This window comes from Marinomonas foliarum, from assembly GCF_016906065.1.
In the GTDB taxonomy this organism is placed as follows: domain Bacteria; phylum Pseudomonadota; class Gammaproteobacteria; order Pseudomonadales; family Marinomonadaceae; genus Marinomonas; species Marinomonas foliarum.
Genome location: NZ_CP070273.1, coordinates 1,229,218 through 1,242,049 on the forward strand (window position 1 = coordinate 1,229,218; position 12,832 = coordinate 1,242,049).

Here is a 12,832-nt window from a genome sequence, read left to right on the forward strand (position 1 = left end):
GCTATCCTTGAAACTTTACCTAGGGGTATTAACGAACCTTCAGTTGAGCATAAGGTAAATAAGCATAAGGCAAACTTATCCAAATTCTCATACATCACTTTAGTAAGGTTTTGTTTAGCCAGCGAGTAAAAACGGGCAACAAATATGTAGGTATTTGTAAAGCACCAGCTAAAGGTAAAAACGCTGGCCCTAATAAAACGCCAGCAATACTGTATGTCAGTAAGACATTTCTATTACCAGAAGTAATGGCAGCACTAAGTGCGATCGCTTTGCCTTGCTTACGATAAAAAAGATACGACAATACAAAAAACAGACAACACAAGCCCGTTGCAATAAGAAAATAATTCAGAGCCACCAGCGGGTCTTGATCAAACAACACTCGGAAACTACCAACCAATCCAAAAGGAAATGCAAATACTAGTAAAATGGTATAAGGCGATATTTTCATCAAAAAACGGCTTAACGCTTCTTCAGGAAAAAATCGATGAACCAAAAATGAAAATAACATTGGTCCAAAAATAAAAACCACTAAGCGGACAAAGTAACTAGACCAATCAAGCTCAACACTTTCTGTTTGAAAGAATATCAAGGTGATAAAAATCGAAATAGGCAAAACCAGTGTTGTTGCGATCGTCATTGCCATTGCTTGCAAACTATCAAAGCCTAACGCTCGAACGATCGCGGGCGTTGCAAATAAAGAGCCAGTGGCCGCCACAGCAACGACCGCGAGCAAAAGATCCGAATCGAACGACAAAAACCAGCCTATAAGACTGACTACCCCCATAAACACAGCCGAATGCAAAACAGCGTAAAACCATATTTCTTTACTGCTTAATCGTTTCATTAATTCGTTCTGTTTCATTCCCAACAACGTCAATGACATTAAAGTAAAAAGTACGATAGGTAGAAAAGGAAAAAAAGCCAACGATACAGAAGGTAGTAAGAAGCCAAGTATGGCAAACACAAACATGAAAGGCAGGGAGTTTCGAACAAGGAAACGCAGCATGGGTTCAACACCTTAAGTAGGCAGCCCATTGTAAAATATCAGAAATAATCTAGCTATTTTTTTGAGCCACTATAAATTTTATTATTTTCAGGTAACTCTGCAAGCTCAACAACCCAATCGGCACGAGCTTGGTCAAATGCCGCCCGAAGAGCATTTAGCTCATCACTCGTCACAGGATTGTTATTTTTTTCAGCGACAGTCTGACGAGGCTTGGGAAATGGTATCAGATTATTCTTCATAAATTATCTCTATTAAAGCATTGTCTGGATATCTATCGACACTCTATGGATAATCTTTAGCAAACGCAATGATGAAGCAGATGGAATCCTTATGAAGTTTTTAATATCACCAGCAAAAACACTGGACCTAACCTCTCCCCCAAGTATTGATATGGTTAGCCAACCAGAACTCTTGGATGAGTCTCAACAACTCATCAATACTATTAAGCCCTACTCACCCGCAGATATCGCGTCTCTCATGAAGCTCAGCGATAAGCTAGCCACACTCAATGTATCTCGCTACCAAGAATGGCAAAAAGAGCACAACCAAAGTAACAGCCGCCCTGCTATTTATACCTTTATGGGGGACGTGTACACAGGGTTAGACGCTTACTCATTAAATGAAAGTGACATGAAATATGCCCAAGCCTCCCTGCGCATTTTAAGTGGCCTTTACGGGCTACTAAAACCATTGGATCTAATGCAAGCCTATCGATTAGAAATGGGTACTAGCCTAAAGAATGATAGAGGCACCAACCTTTATCAATTCTGGGGAGATACCATAGTAACCAAGATTAACGACTCTCTTGAAGAAGGTGAATTGCTGATCAATCTAGCGTCGAATGAATACTTTAAAGCCGTGAACAAGAAAAAACTCTCTGCGACATTGATCACTCCAAACTTTCTAGACGAAAAAAATGGCAAGTTTAAAGTCATCAGCTTTTATGCGAAAAAAGCACGTGGCCTAATGGCTCGCTACCTGATAGAAAACCGCTGTGAAACGCTAGGTGAACTTAAAGCATTTGATCTTGCGGGTTATCGCTACGACCCTCAACAATCAACCCAAGACAACCCTGTATTTATTCGGCCAGAAAGCGCCCAGCCGCAAAAATAAAGAGCGACAATGAAGTAAGCGCTAGCGCTTACTTCATTTACTTGAGACGCCCTATTGTCACCCGGTCATTGCCACCTAAATCTTGAAAACTCTCGACCGCAATAAAGCCCGCTTCGACAAAACACTTTCTCACAGCGATAGATTGGTCATAACCATGTTCGAACATCAAATAAGCACCTTGCTTCATAAAACGAGGGGCAACTTGAATAATATGCTCAATATCTGCCATACCATGATTACCAGCAACTAAAGCGCTTTTAGGCTCAAATTGCACATCCCCTTGAGATAAATGCTCATCGTCAGGATCAATATAAGGTGGGTTAGACACGATTAGGTCAAACGACTCACCTTCCAGCGCCCCGAACCAACTGCTTTGCAAAAAAGTCGCATTACTCAATTGATTCCGTACAGCATTGCGCTTAGCAAGAGTGACAGCCTCAGCAACTAAATCCACACCTATGATAGTCGATTTAGGCTGCTCAGACGCCAGCGACAAGGCTATTGCGCCCGTTCCAGTGCCAAGATCTAGAATACGATTCGCTTTATTTGTATCAAGTACAGATAAGGCAACTTCCACCAACCGTTCAGTGTCTGCTCGAGGAATTAAAGTACAGGGCGCTACCTCTAGATCCAAGCTCCAAAATGACTGCTGCCTCAATAAATAAGCAACAGGCTCCCCCAACTCTCGACGCGCTAACAGGCTATCAAATCTATCTATGTCAGCGACACTGACATCTTTCTCAGGCCAAGTATAAAAATAGGAAGTCGACACCGCCAAGACATGAGCAAGCAATAGCTGGGCATCTAACTGAGCTGTCTCCGAAATAGAAGAAAGGCGCTCGTAAGCGCCTTTTAGTAGTTCATCAATTCGCATAGGTGATGGTTACCCTAGATTAATTATCGCCACTTAATGCGGCAAGTTGCTCCGCTTGAAACTCATTCACTAGTGGATTAATCAACACATCCAATTCACCTGTTACGATTTCATCTAACTTATACAGTGTTAGGTTAATACGGTGATCTGTAACGCGGCCTTGTGGGTAATTATATGTACGAATACGTTCAGATCGATCACCACTACCAACCAAAGACTTACGTGCTTCAGATTGTTCGCTGGCCGCTTTTTCTTGCTCTGCTGCTTGCAAACGAGACGCAAGTAGCGACATGGCCTTAGCACGGTTCTTATGCTGAGAGCGCTCTTCCTGACACTCAACAACAACTCCCGTTGGAATGTGCGTCAGACGAATCGCTGAGTCTGTTTTATTAACGTGCTGACCACCAGCACCAGACGCACGGAAAGTATCAATACGCAAATCGGCTTTATTGATGATAACGTCATCAATTTCATCCATCTCAGGCATTACAGCTACGGTACAAGCCGAGGTGTGAATACGGCCTTGTGATTCTGTCGCTGGTACTCGCTGAACGCGATGCGCACCAGATTCAAACTTCAATTTAGAATAAGCACCATCACCAACGATACGTGCGATCACTTCTTTATAACCGCCGTGCTCGCCATCACTGGCACTAACGATTTCTACTTTCCAGCGCTGTGTCTCAGCATAACGAGAATACATACGGAATAAATCGCCAGAAAAAATAGACGCTTCATCACCACCAGTTCCGGCACGCACTTCCAAAAACACGTTTTTCGAGTCATTTGGATCTTTAGGCAAAAGGAGTTTTTGCAATACCAACTGAAGTTCTTCTTTTTGCGCTTGACCTGCTTTGTATTCCTCTACGCCCATTTCTTTTATGTCTGGGTCAGCATCAGTCATCATTAACTCCGCTTCAGCGATATTTTCATCGATTTGCTGAAACTCAATAAAACATTTAACAACAGGCTCAAGCTCGGCATACTCTTTCGAATAAGCACGAAACAATTCTTGATCCATGATTACTTCAGCAACACCCAGTAGCGCAGCCAATTCATCATAACGATCAGATAAGCTTTCTAATTTTAACTTTATCGATTCTTTCATTTTTTAATTATCTTTTTCTTCGTAGATGCCCAATACATTTGAGGCAATGGTTAATGCATTTTGGTCAGCGTCTGCTCCAGCATCACGCAAGTAACGCGTAGGAGAGTGAATTAACTTATTCATTAGACTATGGGCAAGTTTATTAACCACTTGCTCTGGGGGCTGCCCCATCTCCAGGCCTTTTAGCGCTTTTTCCAATTCTATGTTTTTCATGGCCTCAGCAGACTGCCTAAAGGTCACTATCAGGTCTGAAACTTTCCTCGACTCAATCACTCGCCGATAAGATTCCACACCTTCTTCAATCATTTGTTCAGCAGCTTGCGCCGCATCTTGCCTTGCTCTGACATTTTCTTCAATCACTGAATGAAGGTCGTCAACGGTATATAAGTAGGCATCGCTCACTTCGTCAACTTCAGGCTCAATATCACGTGGCACCGCTATGTCGATAAGTAACATAGGAGAATGACGGCGTTTTGCTGTTGCACGCTCCACCATGCCTTTACCGATAATTGGCAACTGACTCGCCGTCGAAGAAATAACAATATCAGCCTGAGACAAATAATCACCGACCTCACCCAACATTATTGCCTCTGCGTTCAGCTCATTAGCTAACGCCTCGGCTCTCGCCAATGTTCGATTCGCAACAATTATACGCTTAATGCCATTTTCTTTAAGATGCCTTGCCACCAATTCAATCGTTTGGCCAGCACCAATTAATAGTGCGGTGCTATTTCTAATATCGGCAAAAATTCGCTGAGCAAGACTCACTGCTGCAAACGCAATAGAAACTGGGTTTTCACCTATAGCCGTATCGGTACGTACACGCTTAGCAACAGAAAATGTGCGTTGAAATAGCGATTGCAACTCTGGGCCAATACAAGAGCCTTCTTGGGAAACCGCGTACGCAGACTTAACTTGCCCAAGAATTTGAGGCTCGCCAAGAATCAAAGAATCTAAGCCCGATGCCACTCGCATAACATGGCGAACACTATCGTCATCTGCGTGTGTGTAACAATACTGCTGAAGTTCGGACAAAGCGATACCATGGTATTCCCCTAGCCAAGCAATAACATCGCTTGCTTTGGTGAAATCTTCAACGGAGCAATATAACTCTGTACGATTACAGGTCGAGACTATCACAGCTTCACTGGCTTTTCTTTCAGAGATAAGAGAAGACAAAGCATCTATCATTTTCTCGGGCGCAAAAGCGACGCGCTCACGTATCGAAACTGGCGCTGTTTTATGATTTACACCTACAGTAATTAGCGGCATTCAGGACTCTTATCAAAGATCGAGATCTTAAGGTAATGACAGGAGCAAGCATTGCCCCAACATGACTCTTTACATAAAGAAGACATATTATACGAGAAATTCGCTTTTTTTCGCACCCCATATGGTCAATAAAAGTAATAGGATTAGTTTATAGTTATGACTGACATAACGAGCCGCTAACGATACCATAAGGGTTATATGAATTTAGCATCGAGAAAACACATGCCTGCTGTTTTTAGGCTGACACAAAAAATACAACAAAAGCCTTATAAAAAAGGACTGCTAACACTCGTGGCTACGCTTAGCGTCACTCTTCTCAGTGCGTGCAGTCACAATACGATATCCAAGGACATAGAATCACTAACTCCTGAAGAACAATCTCTTTTAACAAAAGCAAGCAACGATGACATTCAATCCCTTCTGAATGCCGAGTTTACGCTACAAAGAGAAGGCCCTAACAAAGCTTTCGAGTCCTTTTATGATCTGGCAAACAAATCTAACGACCTTGCTTTAATAAAAAGACTCATACAAGTTGCTGTTGCGTCTCAAAATCATATTTTTATAGAAAGAAGCACTAACTTATGGCTTTCTGTCGCCCCCAATGCAGAAGCGGCTTATGCACTAAAGCTACAAGTTCTGATACAAGGTAATCGTACAGAAGAAGTCACTACCTTGCTGACAAACGCAATGAGACATAACGTATCATTGCGTTTTCTACCTATTTATCTAGAAGAAAATGTTCGTGAGAATGATCAAGTTTCAACTATAGAAGAAGCCATATCCGCCTTATCACCGGAACGGAAAGCCAATCAGTACATTCAATTAAGCTATGCTCATCTATTATTACTTTCAGGGAATTACCAACTCGCCATTACCACATCCGAAGCACTCCTAGAAAAACCAACTTCAGAGAAAAGCGAATCACTCTATCTTATTTTGGCCTTCAGTCAGAAAAGCCTTGGACTGCTCGATGATGCTATCAGAACATTGGACTCCGCCACTGTACGCTTTCCCAAAAGCACAAGAATACTCACTCCCTTAATTGATTTTCTTGTTGAAAATAAACAAGCGCAAAAGGGAACGAATACTTACCTAAATGCCAACCTAGAGACACCGGAAAAACTTCAAGTCGGCATTAACTTAATGCGCTCTCTTTTAGAACACGAGCAAGCTGAGTTAGCCTTAAAAACGGCCAACAACCTCCCCCAAAAGCAATTAGGTCTATCTAATCAGGTTCAATATTTAACCGCTATTGCTCTGGCTCAGTTAGATAAAAAAGCACAAGCCATAGAATTTATGGAAAATGTAGATGGTAACTTACAATCAAATGCGACCAACCAAATGGCGCTGTGGTTTTATGATCTGGGCAAAGAGAAGGATATCAACGCCATGGTACTGAACAGAACTCCGCGAGAAGACATGCCAGAGCAGGTTATCGCTATCAGTCGTCTTCACGAGGAAAAGGGTAACAAAAACTTATCATTCGAATTAGTAAAAAATGCGCTTGCTGCACTTCCTGAATCTGACTCCTTGCGCTACCACAAGGCTCTACTAGCTGACACTCTAGGCAACTGGAAGATTACTGAAAAAGAGTTAATAATCTTACTTCAAAAAGACCCAGAAAACCCTCAATTCCTAAATGCTCTCGGTTACACCTTGCTTACTCGCACCGATCGAATAGAAGAAGCAATGAAACTCATCGAATCAGCTTATGAAAAAGCAGACAGTGATCCTGCTATTATTGATAGCCTTGGCTGGGGGTTCTTTTTAAAGGGTGAATTCGAACAGTCTTCTTACTATTTAAAGAAAGCTTGGTCAATTTTACCTGATGCAGAAATCGCCGCTCACTACGGTGAGTCTCTATGGAAACAGCGCCATTACGAAGAAGCAATATTGATCTGGGAAAGCGCCTTAGAGACATCACCCGATACACCACTTTTAATCGATACCATTGAACGACTGTCACCGTCGCTACTCGAAGAACACAAACAGGACTCATCATCATGACTTATCGCGTACTCAGTATTCTTGTTCTAACTATTATTATTAGCGCCTGTAGCTCTAGACCAACAGGACCAATAACCCCACCACCTGAAAGCGTAAGCGCTATTTCAAAATGGGAAACATCCGGTAGAGTCGGCATACGAACACAGAATGACGCAGTGTCAGGCAACTTCAATTGGCAAAAAGACCCTAAAACATTTGCCCTGAGTATCGTGGGACCTTTTGGCCAAGGCGCTACCCACCTAAACCAAACTAGCAATGGTGTCGTAACTCTTGCATACGAAGACACAGTTGTTACGGGCAATAACCCAGCCTCTTTATTACAACAAGAGTTAGGTTGGGCGTTTCCTGTCGAGCAAGTAACCTATTGGATGAGAGGGCTGGCCTATCCAAATTCAGTTTCAAAGATGACAAAGGATCCTGAAAGGCAATTACCTAATACAATCGAGCAAGATGGCTGGCTGATAACCTACAGCAACTTCACCAAAGTCGACGGCCTATCCTTGCCACAAAAAATGCAGGTATCTAACCCTCCATTTAGAGTGAATTTAATTATCAACCAATGGACTATTCAGTAACTAAGATGCAATTACCTTCTCCTGCAAAATTAAATTTGTTTTTACACATTACTGGCCAACGAGAAGATGGCTACCATGAATTGCAAACCCTGTTTCAGTTTATAGATTTATGTGACACGCTAGATTTTACACTCACGCGTAATAATCAGGTCACAATTACACCAACTATTGATCAACTTCCTACCGAAGAAAACCTTATTTACAAAGCAGCAAAACTGCTGACTCCTTTCAAAAAAGACTCCTCTTTCGGTATCGATATATTCCTAACAAAACAATTACCTATGGGTGGCGGAATTGGCGGTGGAAGTTCAAACGCAGCAACCACTTTATTGGCACTCAACGTATTATGGGAATGTCACCTCACAGTAGAAAGACTGGCCGAATTAGGCGTACAATTAGGGGCTGATGTACCAGTTTTTGTTATGGGTTTTGCCGCCTTTGCTGAAGGCGTTGGAGAGAAGCTGCAAAAAGTTGAATTAGACACTCCATATTTTTTGCTTATCAAGCCCGACTGCCATGTCTCAACTGGTCAAATTTTTACCGATAAATATTTGACAAGAGACACCCCTCCCATCAGAATATCGCACGCCTTGAAGCTAGGTGGGCATAATGATTGCTTAAAGGTGGTAATAAAGCACAATCCTGAGGTCGAAGAAGCGTATTTATGGTTGAAAAATCATGGGGACGCAAAGCTAACAGGAACTGGGGCTTGCCTCTTTTTAGCATTCGATAATTTGCGCGATGCAGAACGAGTAAAATCGTCTACACCAAACAAGTGGCAGAGTTGGGTTTGCCGTGGTTGTAACACTTCTCCAACGCACGATGCGCTAAACCAGTGGATTGAACAAAATAGAGGTTAGTGTGCCAGTAAACGACAGCACTGCCTCAGCCAGTCTTCTCTTGGCTAATAAATAGTCATCGCTATAAAATACAAAGGTATACACAGTGTCCAAGTTGATGGTTTTTACCGGTAATGCAAACCCTGAACTCGCTCGCAGGGTGGTTCGTCGCCTAGGGCTTCCTATCGGAAATGCAACCGTAGGTAAGTTCAGCGACGGTGAGATTACGGTCGAGATCAATGAGAATGTTCGTGGTAAAGACGTTTTCATTATCCAGTCTACCTGCGCACCAAGTAACGATAACCTAATGGAACTCATCGTTATGGCAGATGCACTGCGTCGTGCTTCTGCTACTCGTGTGACTGCTGTTATTCCATATTTTGGCTACGCTAGACAAGACCGCCGCGTGCGCTCTGCTCGTGTACCTATTACAGCAAAAGTCGTTGCCGATATGATTTCAGCAGTAGGTATAAACCGCGTATTAACGGTTGACCTTCATGCAGACCAAATACAGGGATTCTTCGATATTCCAGTTGATAACGTTTATGCAACACCATTATTGCTAGACGATTTACAACGCCAAGGCCATGAAAACATCACGGTTGTTTCTCCTGATGTGGGCGGTGTTGTTCGTGCACGCGCATTTGCAAAACTATTAGATGATGCTGACTTAGCAATTATCGATAAACGTCGCCCTCGCGCTAACGAAGCACAAATCATGCATTTGATTGGTGACGTTGAAGGTAAAACATGTGTCCTTGTAGATGACATGTGTGATACCGGCGGCACATTGTGTGCAGCGGCAAAAGCTCTAAAAGAGCATGGCGCCGCAAAAGTACTTGCTTACTGTACTCATCCAGTGCTGTCTGGAAAAGCAATCGATAACATTAAAAATTCCGTGCTTGATGAGTTGGTCGTGACTGATACCATCCCATTAACACAAGAGGCGCTTAATTGCCCTCAAATACGCCAATTGTCGATGTCTGACATTATGGCGGAGGCTGTTCGTCGCGTATGCAACGAAGAGTCTATCAGTGCCATGTTTGGGGCCTAAGCCAAACACTAACGCTCGGAACGGGTCGCATTTCTGGGCACAAACTTTATTAATTATTAGGAAAATACCATGTCATTATCTATTAATGCCGTAGCACGTACTCAAGAAGGTAAAGGTGCGAGCCGCCGCCTTCGTAACGAAGGCCTAGTGCCAGCTGTTATTTATGGCGGTGAGACTGCTCCAGTATCTATCTCTTTCAAAGACAACGAGCTACTTAAAGCCGTTGGCACTCCAGGATTCTTAACAGGTCTAGTTGAAGTGTCTGTAGAAGGCAAAACTGAGCAAGTTCTTGTTAAAGCACTACAACGTCACCCATCTACTGGCGATGTTATGCACATGGACCTTCAGCGCGCTCAAGCTGATAAAGTAATCACAACTCGCGTACCTTTAAGCTTCATCAACGCAGCTCAAAGCGAAGGTGTTAGCAAGCAAGGTGGTCGTTTGTCTGTTGAGTCTAAATTGGCTGAAGTTCGTTGTTTGCCAGCGAACCTACCTGAAGTGCTAACTGTAGACGTGATCGAGGGTCAAATTGACCAGATCTTCCACTTGTCTGATGTTATCCTTCCTGAAGGCGTAGAGCTTGTGTCTTTGCTTAAAGGTGAAGATCACGACCAACCTATCGCTCGTATCGGTAAGTCTAAACGTTAAGATCCCATTGAAGGCAGTATTGTGGCAGGTTTCAGATTATTAGTAGGCTTGGGTAATCCAGGCAGCGAATACGAGAACACTCGCCATAATGCAGGCGCTCAGTGGATTGAGACATTGGCTCGTCAGAGCCAATGCTCTCTTCGTACTGAAAAAAAGTTTTCAGGCCAATTTGGCAAAGTTTATATAGCTGGTGAAGAGTGTTATCTTCTTATTCCCACCACCTATATGAATTTAAGCGGTAAAGCGGTTCAGGCCGTCTGCCAGTTTTATAAGATCCCTCCTGAAGAAATCCTTGTTATTCACGATGAATTAGATATTCCCCCAGGTACCGTCAAATTAAAACGAGGCGGTGGGCATGGTGGACACAACGGATTAAAAGACATTATTTCAAAGCTGGCGAACAATCGAGAATTTGGTCGCCTCAGAATCGGCATCGGACACCCTGGTCATGCAAGCCAAGTTGCCAATTACGTTCTGAAAAAAGCGGCGCCAGATGATTACACCAAAATAGAACAAACGATCGACGAATCATTACGCTATGTTGATGACATCGTTCGCGGCAATCTTAATGCCGTAATGAATCAACTACACAGCTTCAAAGCATAATCACTTAATTATTAGGAATCTCACTATGGGTTTTAATTGCGGCATCGTTGGGCTACCTAACGTTGGTAAGTCAACTCTATTTAATGCATTAACCAAAGCAGGCATTGGCGCAGAAAACTTCCCATTCTGTACGATCGAGCCAAATGCGGGTGTTGTTGCTATGCCGGATCCACGCCTGGATGCTTTGGCTGAGATAGTTAAACCTGAGCGAGTTCTAGCAACAACAATGGAATTCGTTGACATTGCAGGCTTGGTAGAAGGTGCGTCAAAAGGTGAAGGTCTTGGCAATAAATTCCTTGCCAATATTCGTGAAACAGATGCCATTGCTCACGTTGTTCGCTGCTTTGAAGACGAGAACGTTATTCACGTTTCAAACCACGTCAACCCAAAACTAGACATTGAGGTTATTAACCTTGAACTTATCTTTGCCGATATCGAATCCATAGATAAACAGCTTTTCCGCACAGCAAAAAATGCAAAAAGCGGTAACAAAGAAGCTATTGCTCATAAATCCTTCCTAGAAAGCATCAAAGCACACCTAGAAGACGGCTTACCTGTTCGCTCTATGACACTGTCAGACGACCAGCAGAAAGAAGTTCGCTCTCTACACCTTCTAACCACCAAACCAACTATGTACATTGCCAACGTTGCGGAAGATGGTTTTGAAAATAACCCTTATTTGGAACAAGTCAGAGAGATTGCAGAAGCCGAAGGCGCCATGGTTGTTCCTATCTGCAACCAGCTTGAAGCTGAAATTTCTGAGCTAGATGCAGAAGAGATGCAAGAGTTCCTTGATGAAATGGGCATGGAAGAGCCGGGCTTGGATCGAGTCATCCGCGCGGGCTATGAATTGCTAGGCCTTCAGACCTACTTCACAGCAGGCGTAAAAGAAGTGCGTGCTTGGACCGTCAAACAAGGCGCAACAGGCCCACAGGCCGCTGGAGTGATCCACACAGACTTTGAAAAAGGTTTTATCCGTGCGGAAGTTGTCAGTTATAACGATTTCATCCAATACAAGGGTGAAAGTGGCGCTAAAGAAGCCGGTAAATGGCGCCTTGAAGGAAAAGACTACATAGTAAAAGACGGCGATGTAATGCATTTCCGCTTTAATGTTTAACAGATAATAAAACATTTTAAGAAAAACACTTGACCCATTAACGGGTTATATGAATAATATCGCGCCACAGAGGCAGTAGATCGATTTGTATAAACTGTTTTTGTGTCAGTCTGTTGGGGTATAGCCAAGCGGTAAGGCAACGGGTTTTGATCCCGTCATGCGTAGGTTCGAATCCTTCTACCCCAGCCAACAGACTAAAGGCTATGTAGCTCAGTTGGTTAGAGCACATCACTCATAATGATGGGGTCACTAGTTCGAATCTAGTCATAGCCACCAACTCGATATGTTGGGGTATAGCCAAGCGGTAAGGCAACGGGTTTTGATCCCGTCATGCGTAGGTTCGAATCCTTCTACCCCAGCCATCGATATATTTAGTAGTGAATTACAGTTAAGGCTATGTAGCTCAGTTGGTTAGAGCACATCACTCATAATGATGGGGTCACTAGTTCGAATCTAGTCATAGCCACCAACTCGATATGTTGGGGTATAGCCAAGCGGTAAGGCAACGGGTTTTGATCCCGTCATGCGTAGGTTCGAATCCTTCTACCCCAGCCATCTATTTAAATATTCTTCACAATACATCATATCTTTTCCTTATTTCATTGGATTTTGG

At 43.1% G+C, this 12,832-nt stretch carries 13 protein-coding genes and 5 tRNA genes; 13 read left to right on the plus strand and 5 right to left on the minus strand.

Going from position 1 to position 12,832, the window contains the following annotated elements; genetic code table 11:
• Window positions 1-94: 94 nt before the first annotated feature.
• Window positions 95-1,006 (minus strand): hypothetical protein, encoded by a 912-nt coding sequence (locus tag JSY38_RS05670; protein WP_114413592.1) that lies wholly within the window; start codon window positions 1,004-1,006, stop codon window positions 95-97.
• A 53-nt stretch (window positions 1,007-1,059) separates the two neighbouring features.
• Window positions 1,060-1,245: a hypothetical protein gene (locus tag JSY38_RS05675; RefSeq protein ID WP_114413593.1), complete on the minus strand. Its 186-nt coding sequence runs from the start codon at window positions 1,243-1,245 to the stop codon at window positions 1,060-1,062.
• A gap of 91 nt (window positions 1,246-1,336) precedes the next feature.
• Here JSY38_RS05675 and yaaA point away from each other — a divergent pair, with 91 nt between their 5' ends.
• A complete protein-coding gene (gene yaaA / locus JSY38_RS05680) occupies window positions 1,337-2,119 on the plus strand; it encodes a peroxide stress protein YaaA (RefSeq protein ID WP_114413594.1) in 783 nt (260 codons plus the stop codon).
• 37 nt (window positions 2,120-2,156) lie between these two features.
• On the opposite strand, the gene prmC is transcribed toward yaaA, so the two are convergent.
• The 3 genes from prmC to hemA are packed head-to-tail and all read right to left on the minus strand — an operon-like array spanning window position 2,157 to window position 5,373.
• Entirely contained in the window at window positions 2,157-2,993 is an 837-nt protein-coding gene (gene prmC / locus JSY38_RS05685) for a peptide chain release factor N(5)-glutamine methyltransferase (protein ID WP_205115755.1), read from the minus strand.
• Between the two features lie 19 nt (window positions 2,994-3,012).
• A complete protein-coding gene (gene prfA / locus JSY38_RS05690) occupies window positions 3,013-4,101 on the minus strand; it encodes a peptide chain release factor 1 (protein ID WP_114413596.1) in 1,089 nt (362 codons plus the stop codon).
• Window positions 4,102-4,104: 3 nt separating this feature from the next.
• Window positions 4,105-5,373, minus strand: coding sequence for a glutamyl-tRNA reductase (gene hemA, locus JSY38_RS05695; RefSeq protein WP_114413597.1), 1,269 nt, complete (start codon window positions 5,371-5,373; stop codon window positions 4,105-4,107).
• Between the two features lie 198 nt (window positions 5,374-5,571).
• On the opposite strand from hemA, the gene JSY38_RS05700 reads away from it, so the two are divergent.
• The 12 genes from JSY38_RS05700 to JSY38_RS05755 all read left to right on the plus strand — a co-directional run bounded on the left by JSY38_RS05700 (window position 5,572) and on the right by JSY38_RS05755 (window position 12,774).
• Window positions 5,572-7,380, plus strand: coding sequence for a tetratricopeptide repeat protein (locus tag JSY38_RS05700; protein WP_205115758.1), 1,809 nt, complete (start codon window positions 5,572-5,574; stop codon window positions 7,378-7,380).
• On the plus strand, window positions 7,377-7,955 hold the full coding sequence (lolB, locus tag JSY38_RS05705; protein WP_205115760.1) for a lipoprotein insertase outer membrane protein LolB: 579 nt from the start codon (window positions 7,377-7,379) through the stop codon (window positions 7,953-7,955). Before JSY38_RS05700 ends, lolB begins: the two co-directional genes overlap by 4 nt.
• Before the next feature lie 5 nt (window positions 7,956-7,960).
• A complete protein-coding gene (gene ispE, locus JSY38_RS05710; RefSeq protein ID WP_420844527.1) occupies window positions 7,961-8,815 on the plus strand; it encodes a 4-(cytidine 5'-diphospho)-2-C-methyl-D-erythritol kinase in 855 nt (284 codons plus the stop codon).
• Window positions 8,816-8,900: 85 nt separating this feature from the next.
• Window positions 8,901-9,848: a ribose-phosphate diphosphokinase gene (locus JSY38_RS05715; RefSeq protein WP_114413601.1), complete on the plus strand. Its 948-nt coding sequence runs from the start codon at window positions 8,901-8,903 to the stop codon at window positions 9,846-9,848.
• A gap of 69 nt (window positions 9,849-9,917) precedes the next feature.
• Window positions 9,918-10,496, plus strand: a complete 579-nt coding sequence (locus JSY38_RS05720) for a 50S ribosomal protein L25/general stress protein Ctc (protein WP_114413602.1) — start codon at window positions 9,918-9,920, stop codon at window positions 10,494-10,496.
• A gap of 21 nt (window positions 10,497-10,517) precedes the next feature.
• A complete protein-coding gene (gene pth / locus JSY38_RS05725) occupies window positions 10,518-11,102 on the plus strand; it encodes an aminoacyl-tRNA hydrolase (RefSeq protein ID WP_114413603.1) in 585 nt (194 codons plus the stop codon).
• A 25-nt stretch (window positions 11,103-11,127) separates the two neighbouring features.
• A complete protein-coding gene (gene ychF / locus JSY38_RS05730) occupies window positions 11,128-12,219 on the plus strand; it encodes a redox-regulated ATPase YchF (RefSeq protein ID WP_205115764.1) in 1,092 nt (363 codons plus the stop codon).
• A gap of 114 nt (window positions 12,220-12,333) precedes the next feature.
• Window positions 12,334-12,408: transfer RNA gene (locus tag JSY38_RS05735), tRNA-Gln, on the plus strand.
• A 10-nt stretch (window positions 12,409-12,418) separates the two neighbouring features.
• A tRNA-Met gene (locus JSY38_RS05740) sits at window positions 12,419-12,495 on the plus strand.
• Window positions 12,496-12,506: 11 nt separating this feature from the next.
• Window positions 12,507-12,581: transfer RNA gene (locus JSY38_RS05745), tRNA-Gln, on the plus strand.
• A 30-nt stretch (window positions 12,582-12,611) separates the two neighbouring features.
• Window positions 12,612-12,688: transfer RNA gene (locus JSY38_RS05750), tRNA-Met, on the plus strand.
• Between the two features lie 11 nt (window positions 12,689-12,699).
• Window positions 12,700-12,774 (plus strand) — tRNA-Gln (locus JSY38_RS05755).
• The last annotated feature ends 58 nt before the right edge of the window (window positions 12,775-12,832 follow it).